The organism is Pseudonocardia nantongensis, from assembly GCF_046546495.1.
In the GTDB taxonomy this organism is placed as follows: domain Bacteria; phylum Actinomycetota; class Actinomycetes; order Mycobacteriales; family Pseudonocardiaceae; genus Pseudonocardia; species Pseudonocardia nantongensis.
In genome coordinates, this window is the sequence record NZ_JBKGXT010000004.1 from 68,951 (window position 1) to 85,963 (window position 17,013).

The 17,013-nt window shown below is 71.6% G+C and carries 13 protein-coding genes and 1 tRNA gene; 3 read left to right on the forward strand and 11 right to left on the reverse strand.

The window, feature by feature from the left end; translation table 11 throughout:
- Positions 1-23 precede the first annotated feature (23 nt).
- From ACLFMI_RS05905 to ACLFMI_RS05920, 4 genes are read right to left on the reverse strand one after another with little or no spacing between them, the layout of a single operon-like run.
- Positions 24-1,955, reverse strand: a complete 1,932-nt coding sequence (locus tag ACLFMI_RS05905) for a hypothetical protein (RefSeq protein WP_410946700.1) — start codon at positions 1,953-1,955, stop codon at positions 24-26.
- Entirely contained in the window at positions 1,952-4,987 is a 3,036-nt protein-coding gene (locus tag ACLFMI_RS05910) for an ATP-binding protein (protein WP_410946701.1), read from the reverse strand. The genes ACLFMI_RS05905 and ACLFMI_RS05910 overlap by 4 nt, the downstream gene beginning before the upstream one ends.
- The gene (locus tag ACLFMI_RS05915; protein WP_410946702.1) at positions 4,974-5,900 is read right to left on the reverse strand and encodes a hypothetical protein; all 927 of its coding nucleotides are present in this window, start codon (positions 5,898-5,900) and stop codon (positions 4,974-4,976) included. The genes ACLFMI_RS05910 and ACLFMI_RS05915 overlap by 14 nt, the downstream gene beginning before the upstream one ends.
- Positions 5,901-5,903: 3 nt before the next feature.
- Positions 5,904-6,179 carry a hypothetical protein gene (locus ACLFMI_RS05920; protein ID WP_410946703.1) on the reverse strand — a complete coding sequence of 92 codons (276 nt, stop codon included), beginning with the start codon at positions 6,177-6,179 and terminating at the stop codon, positions 5,904-5,906.
- Between the two features lie 534 nt (positions 6,180-6,713).
- Between ACLFMI_RS05920 and ACLFMI_RS05925 the strand changes: the two genes are divergently transcribed.
- Positions 6,714-9,239, forward strand: coding sequence for a (Fe-S)-binding protein (locus ACLFMI_RS05925; protein ID WP_410946704.1), 2,526 nt, complete (start codon positions 6,714-6,716; stop codon positions 9,237-9,239).
- A 187-nt stretch (positions 9,240-9,426) separates the two neighbouring features.
- Here the strand turns inward: ACLFMI_RS05925 and ACLFMI_RS05930 are convergent, their stop codons facing one another.
- Positions 9,427-10,314 carry a hypothetical protein gene (locus ACLFMI_RS05930; protein WP_410946705.1) on the reverse strand — a complete coding sequence of 296 codons (888 nt, stop codon included), beginning with the start codon at positions 10,312-10,314 and terminating at the stop codon, positions 9,427-9,429.
- Positions 10,315-10,356: 42 nt separating this feature from the next.
- Positions 10,357-11,523: a UDP-N-acetylglucosamine 2-epimerase gene (locus ACLFMI_RS05935; protein WP_410946706.1), complete on the reverse strand. Its 1,167-nt coding sequence runs from the start codon at positions 11,521-11,523 to the stop codon at positions 10,357-10,359.
- A gap of 163 nt (positions 11,524-11,686) precedes the next feature.
- Here ACLFMI_RS05935 and ACLFMI_RS05940 point away from each other — a divergent pair.
- Positions 11,687-11,757: transfer RNA gene (locus tag ACLFMI_RS05940), tRNA-Gly, on the forward strand.
- 268 nt (positions 11,758-12,025) lie between these two features.
- Here the strand turns inward: ACLFMI_RS05940 and ACLFMI_RS05945 are convergent.
- The 4 genes from ACLFMI_RS05945 to ACLFMI_RS05960 form a co-directional block, all read right to left on the reverse strand.
- Positions 12,026-12,268, reverse strand: coding sequence for a DUF2267 domain-containing protein (locus ACLFMI_RS05945; RefSeq protein ID WP_410946707.1), 243 nt, complete (start codon positions 12,266-12,268; stop codon positions 12,026-12,028).
- Positions 12,269-12,425: 157 nt separating this feature from the next.
- Positions 12,426-13,217 (reverse strand): bifunctional nuclease family protein, encoded by a 792-nt coding sequence (locus ACLFMI_RS05950; protein ID WP_410946708.1) that lies wholly within the window; start codon positions 13,215-13,217, stop codon positions 12,426-12,428.
- A complete protein-coding gene (locus ACLFMI_RS05955) occupies positions 13,214-13,582 on the reverse strand; it encodes a hypothetical protein (RefSeq protein ID WP_410946709.1) in 369 nt (122 codons plus the stop codon). Before ACLFMI_RS05955 ends, ACLFMI_RS05950 begins: the two co-directional genes overlap by 4 nt.
- A 342-nt stretch (positions 13,583-13,924) precedes the next feature.
- The gene (locus ACLFMI_RS05960) at positions 13,925-15,082 is read right to left on the reverse strand and encodes a hypothetical protein (protein ID WP_410946710.1); all 1,158 of its coding nucleotides are present in this window, start codon (positions 15,080-15,082) and stop codon (positions 13,925-13,927) included.
- 521 nt (positions 15,083-15,603) lie between these two features.
- Between ACLFMI_RS05960 and ACLFMI_RS05965 the strand changes: the two genes are divergently transcribed.
- Positions 15,604-15,981 (forward strand): DUF2267 domain-containing protein, encoded by a 378-nt coding sequence (locus ACLFMI_RS05965; RefSeq protein WP_410946711.1) that lies wholly within the window; start codon positions 15,604-15,606, stop codon positions 15,979-15,981.
- Between the two features lie 115 nt (positions 15,982-16,096).
- Here ACLFMI_RS05965 and ACLFMI_RS05970 read toward each other — a convergent pair whose 3' ends face one another.
- The gene (locus ACLFMI_RS05970) at positions 16,097-16,945 is read right to left on the reverse strand and encodes an ANTAR domain-containing protein (RefSeq protein WP_410946712.1); all 849 of its coding nucleotides are present in this window, start codon (positions 16,943-16,945) and stop codon (positions 16,097-16,099) included.
- Positions 16,946-17,013 lie beyond the last annotated feature (68 nt).

Below are 17,013 nucleotides of genomic sequence, written 5' to 3' on the forward strand. Positions count from 1 at the left end.
CCCCGGCCCGACCGCGCGAGGACCTAATCGGCACGGCCACCCCAGACGTCGCCGTCGGCGGTGCGCGCGGCCCGTGGCCGGTAGATCTTGTAGACCGGGACGCCGTCGACGAGCTCGGGCGCGACCGGCGTCGGGTCGCCCGGGCGGCGTGGCGTGGTGTCGCTGCGCCGGTAGATCGACCGGTCGTCGACCTCACCGGGGTCGGTGCGGCCGGGGACCCCGGACCCGGTGTTCGGCCGCCCGGACGCACCCACCGGCAGCTGGCCGCGGGTCCGGTCGGCGATCCGGCCGGCCTCCCGCCCCTCGACGGCGGGTTCCACCGCGGCCCGTCGGCGCCACGGCCGGGCACCCGGCCCGGCGACGGTCTCGGCCTCCGGACGGACGGTGTCGCCGCCCCCGCCGCCGGAACCGGGCGCGCGCTCGTTCCACCAGCGCGTCTGCCGCTCGTCGCCGGGCAGCGGGCCGCGCATCCGGTTCCACACCTTCGACATCGGCCCGTCCCCGGCGCCGGGGACGATCCCGCCGAACTGCTCGCGGGTCAGCGACACCATCGACACCAGCCGCCGGAACGGCCGCGCCACCGCCCACAGCACCAGCGTCACCACGCCGGTGACCAGCAGCGCCAGCCACAGGTCGATCCCGGCGCCGGGGGAGAACAGCGAGACCACCAGCAACGCGTGCAGCCCGGCCAGCGCGCCGACGACCAGGGTGTTCACGATCGCGGCGCCGCCGACCCGCAACAGCGCCGGGATCACGTCCGGCTTGAGCAGCGCCACGACCGCGACCGCCGGCGCGCACACCACCAACAACCGGATGATCAGCATCGCCACCAGCACCAGCACCTTGGACAGCAGCTGGAACAGCGCGATGCAGGCGGCCTCGATCAGCGCGAGCGTGCCGGCGCCGATCCGGCTCCCGGTGGCGCCGGTGAAGTAGGGGTAGCGGTCGCCCATCCGGTCGGCGATCGCGCCGTAGTCGGCCTTCTTGCGTTCCGCGGTCTCCGAGGTGTCCTGGCCCTGGTCGACCTCGTCGATGGTGAACGCCTGCGCCCGCAGCAGGTCCCGGCCGAGTTCCTGGGCCTGCGGGACGTCCGGCGCACCGAACGTGCCGCGGAGCCAGTTCTGGTAGCCGACCTGGTCGACGAGCACGGTCGGCAGGGTGTCCCGGGTGCCGAGCCCGACCTGACCGAGGAATCCCTCCTGCATCTGGGTGACGCCGTCGAGCAGCAGGTCGTCCGCCGCCCGCGACCAGTCCACCGGGGCGAGGTAGGCCGCCGATCCGATCATCAGCGCGAGCACCGCGATCCCGGTGCGCTGCGCCTGGCGGGCGAGGTCGCCGCGCATGGCCAGCAGCAGGACGATGATCGCGAACCCGAGCAGCGCGAGCCCGACCCAGGTGGTGAACACGGTCTCGTACATCGCCTGGGTGGCCGTGGTGATGACCCGGTCCAGCGGTTCGAACAGCGCGCCGCCGTCGGCGATCAGGTAGTGCGCCCAGTTCACCCCGCCGACGGTGAGCTTGGCCAGGTTGAACACCTGGTTGCCCAGCCAGGTGTCGGTGGTGACCGAGGGGTTCAGGACGCCGGAGGCGGCGCAGCCCAGGTCGTAGTTGTGCCAGACCAGGCCGGCGTAGCCGACCTCCTCGTAGACGCTGCCGATCTCACCGTGCAACGCCGATGGTCGATCCAGCGAACCGACCAGCCCGGTGCCGGGCCGGTCCGGCTCGGGCGGGGTCTTGCAGTCCAGGGACTGTGCCATCGCGGGGGATCCGAGCAGGATCGTGCCGCCGACCAGCGCCGCGACGACCAGCAGCGCGCGGCGCCGGGTGCGTGGCCGGGCATCGCCGGGGGTGCGGGCACGGCGCTCCTTGCGGACGGCCACGAGCACGGCCGCCAGCACGACTCCCAGCACCACCCAGAGACCGGCACCGCCGGACGGGTCGAGACCGCCGGTCACCGCCCGTCCCCGTCGGCGTCGGCGGACCCGTCGACGGTGGGCCGGTCGCCGTCACCGGCGCGGTCGTCGGGCCCGGCGGGCTCGTCGAGCAGGTCCTCGTCCAGCTCGTCGAGCAGGTCGAGCTCCTCGTCGTCGTACAGCTCGGTGTCGGCGAGGACGTCCGCGCCGTCCTCCGACGGCATCGCGACGACCTGCACCGAGCCCGCTCGGACGCCCGGCCCGCCCAGCACCGGGTCGGCGTCGCCGAGGCCGATCCGGGTGTCGGTGACGCCCGTCCCGGAGCGCGGGTCGAGGTCGACGTCGTCGCCGTCCAGATCCGGGACGGCCGGCGGCAGCGGGGCCGGGCGGGGCGTCACCGGCAGCGGGGTCGGCTCGTCCGGGGCGTTCATCTCGGGCCCGGACGCGGCCGCCCGCGGGACCGCACGGGTGGCGTCCGGGTTGGTGTCCAGCGCGTCCCGCACGTGTTCCAGGTGCGGTGCCTCCAGATCGATCCGGATCTTCTCGACGCCGCCGTGGCCGTCGGCGAAGACGAACTGGCGCGGGGTGTCGTCCGGCCGGTCGTCGTGCCGGGGGCGCGGGGACAGCGTCCCGAGCATCTCCTCGTAGCCGACGTCGGTGGGCACCCGCAGCAGTCGCAGCGCCTCGGACTGGGCCTCCTCGTCGTCGGTGCGGCCGACGAACACCGCGTTGACCAGCGACGCGAACCCGGAGACCCGCAGCAGGTCACCGGCCAGCTGGGAGGCGAACAGCGCCCGGACGTTGAACTTGCGGGAGTCGCGGGCGAGCCGGTCGATCAGCACCTTGCCGGTGGGGACCTGGGACAGGAAGTGCGTCTCGTCCAGCGCGACGCCCTTGCGCAGGTTCCGGTCGGCGTCGTAGATCGTGCGCTGGGTCAGCCAGGAGGCCAGGTTCAGCAGCTCGACGCCGAGCGCCTCGTTGTCGGTCCATTCCTCGCGCGGGCTGCCCGGCCGGGGCAGCGAGAGGCCCTGCATGGTCAGCACCGTGAGCCGGTAGTCGCGGTCGGCCTGCCACGGGTCGGCGCGGGTCTCGTCCGGGAACAGCAGCGCGGCCTGGGGCAGCTCGCGGCGCTCGTCCAGGAAGTCCGCGACGACGCCGGCGTGCTCCTCGCCCTCGGACGCGTGCCGGCGCAGCGTGTCGATCACCAAGCCGGGGTGCCGGTCGGGGGCGCCGCCCACCTCGCGGACCGCGCGCAACAGCACGATCCGGGTGTGCGGCTGCCGGGAGATCTCGTAGGGCAGCAGCCCGGACAGCACGTCGAGAACCAGCCGGCGGCGGGTGGCGGCGGCCAGCGACCGTTCGCGCTTCCAGGCGCGCTCGGGGGCCTCCTCGTCGGTGAAGTGGTCCGGGCGCGGTTCGGCGACCACCCGGTACGGGTTGAGGATCCCGGGGTCGGCACGCAGCAGGTTGATGTGCCGGGAGAACGGCGCCAGCTCCGGCAGCCGGGCCAGCTCGGCCAGCGGGCCCGACGGGTCGAGCACGGTCCAGCGGGCCCCACCGCGCAGCGTCTTGTAGACGGTCAAACCGGTCAGGAACGACTTCCCGGACCCCAGTCCGCCGATGATCGCCGTCAGCCCGGAGGCGCGGCGCACCTCCTGGGCCAGCCACGGGTCCCAGGCCACCGGGCGCCGGGTCGCGGTGCAGGTCTCGCCGAGCATGATCCCGCGCCGGTCACCGACGCTCGCGGTGGCGGCGGGCACCCCGGCCGCGGCCCAGGTCACCGAGCCACGACGCCGGTACGCCGTGGACGCCAGCGGCTCGCCCGGGATGAACTCGCGCGCGTAGCGGTACTGCGCCTCGGGGTGCTCGATCTGCACCTTCGGCCGGTACATGTCGACGACCTGCTGGGCCCGGGTAGTGGCCTCGGCCTCGTCCCTACCGGAGACCGCGATCCGCCACCAGCCGTAGATCCGGGTGTTGAGCTGGGTCAGCCCGGTGGTGAGCTCGTCCTCGACCTCCAGGACCCGGTCGGCCTGGCGGGCCAGCGACATCGGCGGGTCGAGGTCGTGGTCGTGGGTGTAGTGCCGGATCTGGCTGCGGACCTTGCCCATCTGGCGCTGCAGCTCGCCGGTGACGTCCTCGGGGCGGCGTATGTACATCCGCGCGGACCACTCGACCGGGAACGGCAGCCGGTCCGAGTGCTGCATCCAGGGGTCGTCGATCTCCGGGATGCGCAGGCCGTCCATCAGGCCGACCGAGAGCACGGCGACGTTGCGGGAGACCGCCTGCGACCGCATCCGCCCGACGACCTGCACGGTCGGCGCGTAGGGCTCCTGGTGCAGGTCGACGCCCTCGGTGAAGGTGGCGAGGTCCTCGGCCTCCCAGGTGCTCACCCCGCGCGGCACCGACGACAGCCCGCGCGGCGCGGGCAGGCCGAGCGCCACCGAGCGGTGCATCAGCCACGCCATGTCCTCGGCACTGGCCGGGACGGCGTCCAGGCCGGAGCCGGCGGCCAGCACGTCGAGGTGGTTGACCTCGGACTCCAGCGCGGCGAGCTCGGCCCGCACCGCCGACGGCGCGATCCTGTCGAGGACCGGAGCGGCGCGTTCCACCCAGCGGTCGAGCAGGCCGCGGCCGGAGACCTCGATGCCGAGGAAGACCTCCTTGTCGGCCATCGACAGCCCCATCAGGTGCCGCTGCTCGCCCTCCAGGAAGCCGTCCCAGCCCAGGGCTCCGGGGACGTCGGGCATCCGGCCGAGCGCGTTCTGGTCGAACGACTCGGCCCACATGTGCACCGGGTACGGCCGGGTCGTCACCCGCAGGTGCAGCCAGCGGCCCTGCAGCTCGCCGAGCTGGGCGGCGATCTGCCGGATCAGCACCTCGCGCTGGCCGTCCGAGCGGAAGCTCCAGGCCTGCGCGGCCAGCCGGTACCAGGCCATGACCTGGCTGCCGGTGCGCGTCAGGTGACCGTCGATCGAGCGGAGCGCGATCGACGGCGTGTAGTCCGATCCGCCCTCGCCGGCCCGGGCGCGGCCGCGGCGGGATCGGCGACGTGTCCTCTCAGGTGCGGCCACGGTGGCCACCCCTGCGCCACGGTTCCGGCTGACGGGTGCGGGCCGGGTTGGCGGTCTTGCGGGACCCGCCCGCGAGCCGACCGCGCGCGGTGCGCAGCCGGCTCCGCTTCGGCGCACTGCCCGGTTCGGGCAGCGGCGGGACCACGCGTTTCGGCTCGGCCCCCTCCGGCCCGGTCCGCCCAGCGTTCTCCGGCAGCACAGCGTTCTCGGGCAGCACAGCGCCCTCCGGCAGCACAGCGCCATCCGGCAGGACGGCCCCGGGCTGCACGCCCTCCGGTTGCGCGGCCGCCTGCGGTCCGAGCGGGCTCCTGGTGGCCACCGGCTTGCCGAACGACCCGTTCGTGCCGCCGGGCGCGGCCGGGGCGGTCGACGCGGCGGCACCGCGGTTGCCGAGCGGGCCCTTCGTCGCGACCGGCCTGCCGAAGGAACCGCTCGCGGCGGCCGGTGCCGTGCCGGATGCGGCGTCGCGCGACGAGCGACCGATCACGGCGCGGTCGCGACGGGACCGGGAACGCCACGGCTCCGGCTCCACGGCCTTCGCCCGGCCTGCCGGCCCACGCGAGCCCGAGACCCGCACGTGCCCGGCGTGCACCGAGCCACCGCCGGGCTCGCGACCCGCACGGGGACCGGTCACCTCGGCCCAGAACTGGCCGAGGACCTGCCCGAGCGGACGCTCGTAGTCGATCTTCTTGCCGAGCACGCTGGTGATCGCGACGGTGCCCACCAGTGCCCAGGCGATGGAGAAGAAGTCCAGGCCGATACCCAACCGCCGCTGCACCATCATGATCAGCATGATGACGAGGAGTCCGACGCCGTAGCTGACGTACCGCGCCCGCCAGGGGAAGGTGGCCCGCGGGGGACCCAGCCAGACCGCGTCGACCCGGTATACCTCGTCGTCGGTACGAACGAGCACGGGTCAGCCGGTGGAGACGAGCAGGTTGGCCAGCGCCTGGCCGACGGCCGGACCGTTGCCGGTCACGGCGATGCCCAGTGCGATCAGCCCCACGAGCAGTCCGACACTGCGCCGGGCCACGCCGGCGTTGTCCCCACGACCACCGACCCAGAGCAGGATGACGGCGATCGCGAGCAGGATCAACGGAACGATGTTGTTGGTGATCCAGTCGCGGAGGTTGACCGTCGTCAGCTCGCCCTGTGCGAGCACCAGCTGGATCGCCTCGACCGAGGTCTTCACAGCTCCTCCTTGCGGAATCCGCGTTTCTGGTCGCTCCCGCAGGCGAGTAGACCACGAGACCCGGCGCGATAGTAGTCGTTGGCCCGTACGTCGGATGTGAGCGCCACGCAGTGCGACGCCCCGAACACGGTCGGCTCAGCCTTCGAGCGTCCGACCCGGCGTGACTCGTGACTCACCTGGACCGCCCCGCTGGGCCGCCGCAGACGGAAATGTCATGGTCAAAGCCAGCTACCGTTCAGTAACGATGCACGACCGCCGGACGGTGGGGCACATGGCGGTGGCACGGGCGCACTACCCTTCCCCCGACCGCCGTCGCGCCCCACCACATCAGCGCGGCGACGACGTCCGAGGAGGCACCGCGATGGAGAGGCCCGCCCGGTCCCGGCGGCACGGCACGCCGTGCTCGCGACCGCGCGCCCGCGCCGCGCTGCCACCCCGGCCCCGGCACACGATTCCCGTCCCGTTCCGCCGTGACGACCGCGCTCCCTGTGACGCCCGTCCCCGGCCGGGAGCTCTCGAGGGAGGTTCCTCCACATGACCTGGGTGCAGTGGGTGCTCGGCATCATCACCGTGCTGTCGGCGATCGTCGCCGTGGCGCTGGTCGCCCGCACCGTGACGCAGATGGTGAAGATCATCCGGCTCGGCGGGCCGGATCCGACCCGGACCGGCCCGTTCGGGCCACGGTTCGTCACGATGCTCAAGGAGACCCTGGGCCACACCAGGATGCTCAAGTGGAGCCACGTCGGTGTCTTCCACTGGCTGGTGATGGTCGGCTTCGGCGGCCTGTTCCTGGCGCTGATCGAGGCGTTCGTCGAGGTGTGGAACCCGACGTACCACCTGCCGCTGATCGGCGAGTGGAGCATCTACAGCCTGTTCGTGGAGATCCTCGGCGTCGGCACCGTGGTCGGCATCGCGGTGCTGATCGCGATCCGGCAGCTCAACCACCCGCGCAGCCAGGGCCGGATGTCTCGGTTCTACGGCTCGTACCAGGGCCGGGCCTACTTCGTCGAGGCGATCGTCTTCCTGGAGGGCGTCGGCATCCTGGTGGTGCGCGGGGCCAAGTCCGCGCTCGGTGTGTTCGACGTGCCGACCTGGTCGGCCCCGGTCTCGGTGGCGCTGGGCTCGGTGCTGCCCGCCTCGACCACCCTGGTCACGGTGTTCGCGACGGTGAAGGTGCTCTCGGCGACGGTGTGGCTGATCGTGATCGCGGCGAAGCCGACGATGGGCGTGGCCTGGCACCGGTTCACCGCGTTCCCGAACATCTACTTCAAGCGCGACGACGACGGCCGCAAGGCGCTCGGCGCGATGCGGCCGATGATGTCCAAGGGCAAGGTGCTCGACCTCGAGGAGGCCGACCCGGACGAGGACACGTTCGGCGCGGGCAAGGTCGAGGACTTCACCTGGAAGGGCCTGCTCGACTTCACCACCTGCACCGAGTGCGGGCGATGCCAGAGCCAGTGCCCGGCCTGGAACACCGAGAAGCCGCTGTCGCCGAAGCTGCTGGTCAACGCGCTGCGCGATCACGCCTACGACAAGGCCCCCTACCTGCTCGCCGGCGGTAGCAAGGACATGGCCGGCGACGAGGTCGGCATCACCGGTGACGACGCCGAGGCCCGCCTCGCGACGATCCCGGTGGACGCCCTCAAGGAGGCCGAGCGGCCGCTGGTCGGCGGCGAGGACGTCCTCGGCGTGATCGATCCGGACATCCTGTGGTCCTGCACCATGTGCGGCGCCTGCGTCGAGCAGTGCCCGGTCGACATCGAGCACGTCGACCACATCGTCGACATGCGCCGGCACCAGGTGCTGATCGAGTCGGAGTTCCCTACCGAGCTCAACTCGCTGTTCAAGAACCTGGAGAACAAGGGCAACCCCTGGGGCCAGAACGCCAAGGACCGCCTCGAGTGGACCAAGGGCCTCGACTTCGAGGTCCCGGTCGTGGAGGGCGAGCTCGCGCCGGAGACCGAGTACCTGTTCTGGATCGGGTGCGCCGGCGCCTTCGACGACGGCCAGAAGAAGACCATCCGGGCCACCGCGGAGCTGCTGCACCGGGCCGGTGTCGACTTCGCCGTGCTCGGCTCCGGCGAGACCTGCACCGGCGACCCGGCACGGCGCTCGGGCAACGAGTTCGTGTTCCAGATGCTCGCCCAGCAGAACGTCGAGACCCTCAACGGCGTCTTCGAGAACCGCGAGCCGGGCACCCGCAAGATCGTCACCACCTGCCCGCACTGCCTCAACACCCTCGGCCGGGAGTACCCCGAGCTGGACGGGCACTACGAGGTCGTGCACCACACCCAGCTGCTGAACAAGCTGGTGCGGGACAAGAAGCTCACTCCGGTGTCGGCGCCGGCGGGCGAGGACGCCGCGGTCACCTACCACGACCCCTGCTTCCTGGGCCGGCACAACGAGGTCTACGAGGAGCCGCGCGCCCTGATCAACGCCACCGGGGCGGCCGGGTCGACGACGCTGACCGAGATGCCGCGGCACGGCGACCGCTCCATGTGCTGCGGTGCCGGTGGTGCGCGGATGTGGATGGAGGAGCGCATCGGCAAGCGCATCAACTTCACCCGCGCCGAGGAGGCCGTCGAGACCCTCGGCGACGCGCCCGGCGGCACCCAGGGCGGGGACGGCGCGACCTCCGGCACCCTCGCGGTCGGCTGCCCGTTCTGCCGCACCATGCTCACCGACGGCGTCAACCAGACGATCGGCGAGTCCGTGCAGGTCCAGGACGTGTCGCAGATGCTGCTGGCCGCGGTGAAGCGCGGGGACCCGGCCCCGGAGCCGCCGAAGCCGGCCGAAACCACCCCCGAGGACGCGCCGACGACCGACACCCCGGCCGTCGCGACGCCGTCGGCCGAGGTCGCGGAGGAGGTGGCGATCGAGGAGACCGCCACCGAGAACGCCGCCACCGGCGACACCGCCGGGACCGCGGCCGAGACGGGGACGACCACCGGGTCCGGGTCGGACGGCGCCTCGGCCGAGGGGGCGACGGAGACCTCGGCGAACGGGTCCACACCCGCCGGCGACCAGCCGCAGCAGGAGGAGGAGAAGACCGAGAACTGACGGTCCTCACCCGGACGACGGCCGGTCCGCCCCACCCGGGGAGGGTCGGCCGTTCGCCGTTCCGACCGTCGTGGGCCCGGCGGCCCCGCCGAGTGGCACACCACGTGTCCGCGCCCCGGTCCCCGACCCACGACAGGTGCCATTGACCGTAGGCCCGCTCTACGGTCCGACCGTCCTGGTGGTGCCGTCAGCAGGGAGTGAAGGCGCTGACCTGGTAGGTCGGGGTCGCGGCGTCGGTGCGGGTCAGCTCGACCCTCCCCATGGCGGGGCCGGCTGCGGTGCCCCAGGGCGTCGCGCAGGCATCGACGGTGGTGGTCCCGCCGGGCGGCACGTCCGGGTCGGGGCGGCGGTCCGGCGTGGTCACCTCGGCGCCGGCCGGGACCCGGGTGTGCAGCACGGCCACGGCGTCCTCGCAGGTCGCGGCGCCGGTGGCGGTACGCAGCTGGGCGATCGCGGCGTCCTGAGCCAGCCGGCAGACCCGTGCCGGGTTCCCGCCGACGACGCCCGAGTCCAGCGCCACCAGCGCCAGCTGCGGGCGATCGACGCCGAGCTCCGTCCGCATCTGGGCGCCGGCCTGGGCGTCGACCCGGGCCTGCTCCCGGTCGAGCTCGACCGAGCGGAACGTGTAGCCGATCCCGGCCAGCACCAGCAACACCGCACCCGCCGCGAGCACCTTCCAGCGCGGCAGGAGCAGCAGCCCGGCGACGACGACCCCCGCGGCCGTCGCCAGACCCCAGGCCCACGGGTTGCGGGCCGTGCCCTGGACCAGCGCGCCGACCAGCACCAGCCCGGCGACGTGCGGGGCCCACCCGTTCAGCAGCCGGTCCAGCCGCAGCAACGCGAGCAGCACGAGCGTCCCGAAGCCGAGACCGACCGGGACCCACCAGCGGTCCGGGTCGTCGAGGAACGGGAACAGCAGGACGGCCGCGCCGAGGATGCCCAGCCCGCTCGCTCCGCGCACGGAACGCGGACGCAGCCGGCGCCAGTGCTGCCACGGATCCGGGCCGCCGGGTCCGGCGGCACCGTCCCCGGACGGGGTTCGGCGGCGTCCGGTGGCCCACGGGTCGGCGTCCATCACGGCCAGCCTAGCGAGACGACCCGGGTGCGCGGGGCACGCTCAGGCGTCGGTCGACTCCTCGGCCGAGGCGGCGGATCCGGTGCCGCCATGCCGGCCCGGCGGGTCCTCCGACAGCTGCGGCGAGCGGCACAGGCCGAACATCCAGGCGACGGCCTGCTCGGCGCGGGCGGCCTCGAACCCGTCGGACGGCGCCGGCCTGCGACCGTGGTCGCCGTCGAGCACCTGGGCGACCGCAGCGGTCGCCTCCGGGGCCGAGATGCTGCGGATCGAGTCCCCCGGCTGCGGCACGTTCGGCCCGTCGACCAGTACCGCGAGGGTGCCCAGGCCGGGTGCGTCGGTGACCAGCTCGTGGTCGTCGCTGACCAGGACGGTCGCGGCGCCGAGCACCGCGATCCCGTCGGGCAGGTCCAGCTCGGGCACCACGGTCACCCGCGGGTGCCGGCCGAGGGCCGGCGCGGGCTCGTCGGCGGCGAGCTCACCGGTGATCACGATCTCGATACGCGGGTAGCGTTCCAGCAGGTCGGCCAGGCCGGAGAGCACCGGCGACGACGACGACCGCTGCAGGTCCACCAGGACCAGCCTGCGCTCCTCGTCGTGCACCCGTGCCACCGCCTCGGCGCAACCCCGGTCGCGCGGGCCCGGCAGCGAGTTGATCGTGTCGCCGATGGTCAGCACGTTCGGGCCGAGCGGGCTGCCCAGCGCCGAGCCGCTGGTCGTCAGGAACAGCGATGCCAGCTGGCCGATCACCCGGCGGTGCGCCTCCTGCGGGAACGGGCACAGCAGGTCGTCGGTACCCATCCCGGCCTGCATGTGCACGATCGGGATGCGACGCCAGAAGGCGACGGTCGCGGCGACCGCGGCGGCCAGCCCGCCGCCGTGCACCAGCACCGCGGACGGGTCCTGGTCCACCAGGAGCCGGTCCAGCCGGGTGAACAGGGCGGCCGCGACGTCGGCGACGCCCGGGCCGACGTCGGCGGGCAGCAGGATCGTGATGTCGGCCGGCACGCCGAGGGCCTCGAACGTCTCGTGCACGGTCATCGGGTCGGGCCCGGTGGCGACGGTGATCCCCTGGATGCGGTCGGCTGCCGCGACGGCGGTGGCGACCGGGGCGAGCCGGGCGACCTCGGAGCGGCTGCCGGCGATCATGAGGATGTCCTGCTCGTGGTCCTCGGACGGAGCACCCGTCAGCGGGTCGAACACACTCATCATCGATCCTTCCGGTCGGGGAGCAGACCGACTGGTACGAGTGTGCCGGTCGACCGCGACCGGTGCGACCGGCTCGCGCCGGGTGGTCGGTTCGTGCGACGACCGGGCGCCCCCGGGCCGTGCCGGGCTCCGCGCACCGGGTGCTAGGCTGATCACGCACCATGCGGATGTAGTTCAATGGTAGAACATCAGCTTCCCAAGCTGAATACGCGGGTTCGATTCCCGTCATCCGCTCACATGACGAAGGCCCAGGTCAGCGAGTTGCTCCCGCCGAACCTGGGCCTTCGTCGTTCCGGAGGAACCGGTCCGCGTGCGGTCCCCGTGCGATACGGACGCCCTCGTCCAGTAGCCGGCGGATCCTGCTCGTCGCCGTGCGACCTGGGTCCGCGCCGGTGGTCGTCGACCAGCCCGCTCAGCCCGTCGGCGATCCGGTGGTCCGCCGCGCTGGTCGCACGCTGGTGGATCAGGGCCGCACGCATGTCGTCGTGCCCCATCCGCGACATCAGGTCCTCGGTGCTCGCGCCGGTCTGCGCGGCCCATATGCTGATGGTCCGGACCCTGGCCCGGGACGTCGGCGGGCCGACGACGATCCCCCGTGGGTGCGGCCCGGGCCTTCGTAGGCGGCCAGCCGCTGCAGGAACTCGTCGATGTCGAAGGTCTCGGCCGGGCCGGTGTAGCGGCTCGGGGCCTCTTGGATCTCACCCGGCAGCTGGGCGGCCAGGTTGGCCAGCTCGTCGTACTGCACCGGTGGTGGCTCTCCTTCCGGTCGGCGGAGACGAGGACGGGGTCGGGGTGTGGAGCCGTGTCCATCAGCTATCGAACGCGGACAGCGCGTCCCACTTCTGCTGTGGGTGGACGTCGCCTCATCCAGCACCATTCTCAAACGCGCCGGTGGAGGCGGTCTAGTTGGCACCGACTTCTCCCTCAGTCGCGTAATAGACTGGGCCGTGCACGGCGAATTCGGATTTCATGTTACTCACTGAGCCGAGAGCGATCGGCGTGTCGGCCAACGTAGCTTCAGTTCGTCCCGTCGAACCCCCCGCACCAGGCTGTCCTGTTTCGTTCTTGAAAACAATGAGGTCGGCATCCTTTCCCGCGCTCCGTAGCAGAGCTTCAGTGCATCGAATGGGGGTTTCGGTGTGAAGTGCCAGGGCGACGGCGTCGCTGGGGCGGGCCGAGATGATCGCTCCGTTGTCGAGCACGACCTGGGCGTAGAACACTCCCTCATGCAGGCCGACAAGTTCCACTCGGAGAAGTCTGCAGCTCGACTGTTCGATTAGCTCGACGATGAGTCGGTGGGTGCCCGATCGCGGGGGGCTCGGGCACCGCCGGGCGCGAGCCAGCCTCGCGGCGTCACTGTGAGCGACGTGGATCGGCAGCACCCTGCCGGGAGGGTCGCTCTCCTGCAGCAGCATGACCGGCTTGGACGCTGGACGATGCAGGCCGACCGTGACGAACTGGATGCTACGCATGACGTCTGCGCTCGGAGCGTCGGTCGTGACGTCGTGACCGGCTGCAGAATACTTGCCGCCATACGAGGTTTGCGGTGCGGGAAGATGCTCGCGTCCACGTGCTCGACGGCGCTCGACTCCGGCTCCGACCTTGCCGGGGAGAAGCGCGGCGAGACCCAAACTGGCCGTGATGACGACGCCGCCGACACCGAGCAGAAGGATTGCCGTCTGCGACGGCGTCATAGCCCAGACTCGCTGAGATGTGCTACGGCTTCGTGCCGTTCTGCGACGGTGTCGCAGGCGACTGAGCGCAGGGCGGCCTCTACGGTGGGAAAACTACGAACGTGCCCGAGTCGGGCGCTTGCCGAGACGTTCGCGGCCGTGAGTCTGGAAGGGTGGCCTGCGATCGCGAACTCGATGTTGCGCCGGGTGCAGGCGTAACGAGCGTGCTCGATAGCTTGGGGCCCACCTCGTTCGAGCGCTTCCAGATGCGATACGTCGACGACCACGGCAACGACTCGCTTGTGGCCGCCCCGGGCCAGCAGCAGTTGCGAGTCGATCAGGCGCAGTAGCCGTGCCCCGGCGCCCGAGTCCAGCACGCCGCTCACGCCGAGCAGCCGGACACCCGGTGCGGGTGTCTCGATCGTCAGTCGGGCGGAGCCGGGCGTCGGGGAACCGGCACGTGGGGGCGGTGAGGCGGTCATAAGGCACTCTCCGGTGCTGAGCGAGCCGAACACTTCTGCAGAGAACGTGTGTCGGCTCAAGGCGAACCGGTGAGCTGGTCCTCAACTCAACACGGAATGTGCCCCGGAGATTTACCGCGCTACGTGGGCCGCAAACGTACGCGTCGCTTCCGGTGCGTGCGGATCGCACGCACCCCTACTGATCCCAGGCGCCGGGCCTCGCCCCCGGCTCGCCCTGCTGGCCCGGAGCGCTCAAGCCGGTGCGGGTCACTCCTGGCTGGAGTCGGAGGCGTCGGCCTCCTGCTGGTCCAGCCGGGTACGACGTTCCTGTTCGCGGCGGCTGTAGGCGGCCTGGCGGACTGCGTCCTCATCGGCGAATCCCGACCCGAGTGCGCCGGCGACCGTGCCCATCGACGTCGACAGCCAGGCGATCATCACGTAGTCGCTCACTCCGGGTGACTGCATGAGTGTGGAGCCGAGGTAGTCGGGTGGGATGACCAGCGCGGCCGCGATGAGGGCGAGGGCGAACAGCAGCGCGAACATGATGACGACCCCGCATGCGACGGTCAGCACCGTCGACGCGTTCGACAGCACCATCTCCTCGCGCAGTGAACGACTCTGGCGCGACTCCCACAGGCCGTTGTTGCTGATCAGCCAGGTGGTCATGCCGACCAGGGCGATCAGCATCACGAGCACGTGCCGAACTGGGCCCAGGGCCGTGGCGAGCTGCCAGATGTTGGAGTAGAAGATGCCGAACGCGGCGCCGGCCGCGGCGGCGGCGATGGCGGGTGCGAGGCTCGGCACCAGCCGCCACGGCCGGTTCGCCCGCACCATCCCGGTCAGCAACCGCAGTCGGCCCCGTGTGCCGGTCAGTGCGAGTCGGACGTCGACCTCGTCCTCGACGCCGGCGCTGCCGGTGTCTTCGTCACTGTTGGGATCGGTCGTGCCCTGGTCGGAGTCGACCCGGGTCAGCGAGCCCGCGCTACCGGCCGGTGCTTGCTCGCCGACCGACGCGCGGTCCTCGGCCGGGAACAGGTGCCGGGTGACCAGGCGGACGATCGTGTCCCGGCAGCGCCGGTACTGGTCCAGGGCACCGAGGGCGGGAATCGACACCAGACCCACCCGATCCGCGGTACCGGCATCGGCGACGACCGGATCGGAGCCTGCACGACGGGGCAGATCGGTGATCAATACCACCGCGTCGGTGCTCTGCCGTGTGCAGGCGCGACGACCGATTTCGATCATCGGCAGCGCGCCCTGCTCGTCGAGGAAGATCGGCTCGTCGCAGATCTGCACGTCCCACTGCCCGTCGCCGTGGCGCTCCAGTTCGGACGGCAGTTCGCGAGTGAGTCGGTCTGCGATCTTGGTGGGCAGGCCGGGGTCGGCGATCAGGCCAAGAACAGTGGTACGGGACGAGTCGGTCACGGCGCCGGAGGCTAGGGCCCGCACGCCCACTGGCGCATCTTCTGACTTCTACCGAGTGCCGGGGTCGACTACTCGGCTCGGGGTGTCACTGCCGAGAGCGCGTAGATGCGCTACCAGCGCCCGGGCCGGGCCCATGTTTGGATCGAGCGCCACGGGGGAAGACGCATTGCACGGTCGCAAGGCGGACCCGGGCTGCGTTGGACCGTAGGCCCTCGAGGTTGAGATTCAGCAGCTTCCGGGGCCGCCTCACGAAGGCGACCACGCACACGCCACCGGCGTTGCCTGGCAGCTCGCTCGACCGCAGTCTCCCGAACCTCGGTTGCTCGTCGCGGTGCGCAACTCACACAGCGTCGAGTGGACCGGATCGCGTCGATCCAGATGCGGGCTACCGCGCGCTGCCGGGTTCACATCATGTAGCGCTCCCCGTTGCTGTGGTCGCAGTCAGAGAAGCTCTGACTTTGCCCAATCAATTGCTATGACTGTGGATGTGCCGCCCGGTGCGTCCACAGAGAGGAATGATCGTGGAATACCAGCAGTTCATCGACCATGTTGCCGACAACGGTGCCTTCGGGACCAAGGCCGAAGCGGAGCAGGCGACACTGGCGGTGCTAGACATTCTCGGTCAGCGTCTGACCGCCGGCGAGTCCACCGACTTGGCCGCGCAATTGCCCACCGAACTCAAGGCACCGCTGGACCGCTACAACGACGAGGCAGAAGCGTTCGACGTCGACGACTTCCTGCGCCGGCTCGCCGACCAGCTCGGGCGCGGAATCGGCCCGGAGGAGGCCCGCCCCCAGGCCAGCGCGGTACTGAACACCCTGGCCCAGGCCGTCAGCCCCGGCGAACTGGACAACCTGCGCTCCCAGCTCCCAGCCGGCTTCGGCGCTCTGATCGGCTGACCCGACGGCGTGCGCTCAACGCCAGGACGCTGACGGCGGTACACCTCGGCGCCGCAGGAGGCGCCGAGGAGTACCGCCGTCGCCCTCGATATCGCGCGGAGGCGGTTTCCCCCGGTCAAATTTCGCCGTGACGACGGGCAACGGTCTCGGCGATTTCTGACAGCTTGACATTGAGATCTTGAGACGTCTTACGCAGGATGTCGAAAGCGGCGCCCGCGTCGATCTCGCGGCGAGCCATCAGGATTCCTTTTGCCTGACCGATGACGTCGCGACTGTCGACCGCGCGTTGCAACTGTGACTCGACGATCTCGGCGTTCGTGCCGGCATGACCGGCCGCCAACGCCAACGAGGCGTGCGTAGCCAACAGCATCACCTTGTCGGCCTCGACACCGTCGAGCCCGAACGGCTCACCCGAGTACAAGGTCAGCGCGCCCGACGGGCCGGGGTGATCCCCGGGCCACTGCTTCGCACCAACCTTGTCGGCTCCGCTGTGCGCCTTGAGGTGCATCGACAGAACCGCCCCTGCACCGATGTCAGCCGCGGCCGGAGTCCACTGTCCCCACCGCCGCTCTGCGCGCAGGTCACGAGACACCAGGGCCGAAGGTGCGCCGATCAGCGCGGCGTCGACAGCCGGCCCTTCCTGCAACTCGCCCTGGAGCTTGTCCACGCTTGGAAGGTTCGAACCGTGCTCGGCGACGACCTCGAAACGGCCGTCCCGGGTTCCCAGCATCACGCTGACCCGCTCGGCCTGTGGAACGATCCCGGACACTGCAGTCACGATCTGTTCCAGAACCTCCCCCACCGACGTGGCGTCGAGCAGGCTGTAGGTCAGAACGGCGAACTGCTGCCCCAGCGGACCCAGCGGGAAGCCGTGGTCACGTTCCGGCTCCCGGCCCTCGTTCGAGGCATCGGACCAGTCGCGCACGAAGCGCTCCCGATCGGTACTCCATCGCTGTTCGTCCACGCTGCACACCTACTGGTCCCACACAGCCCAAAGGCCTGATCGTCACGCACCACGCTCACGCCTGTCGG

Excerpts from the sequence above, each read along its gene's own strand:
- ACLFMI_RS05925 (WP_410946704.1), top strand. The coding sequence starts at position 6,714 with ATGACCTGGGTGCAGTGGGTGCTCGGCATCATCACCGTGCTGTCGGCG.
- ACLFMI_RS05930 (WP_410946705.1), bottom strand. The coding sequence starts at position 10,314 with ATGGACGCCGACCCGTGGGCCACCGGACGCCGCCGAACCCCGTCCGGG.
- ACLFMI_RS05950 (WP_410946708.1), bottom strand. The coding sequence starts at position 13,217 with ATGACGCCGTCGCAGACGGCAATCCTTCTGCTCGGTGTCGGCGGCGTC.
- ACLFMI_RS05935 (WP_410946706.1), bottom strand. The coding sequence starts at position 11,523 with ATGAGTGTGTTCGACCCGCTGACGGGTGCTCCGTCCGAGGACCACGAG.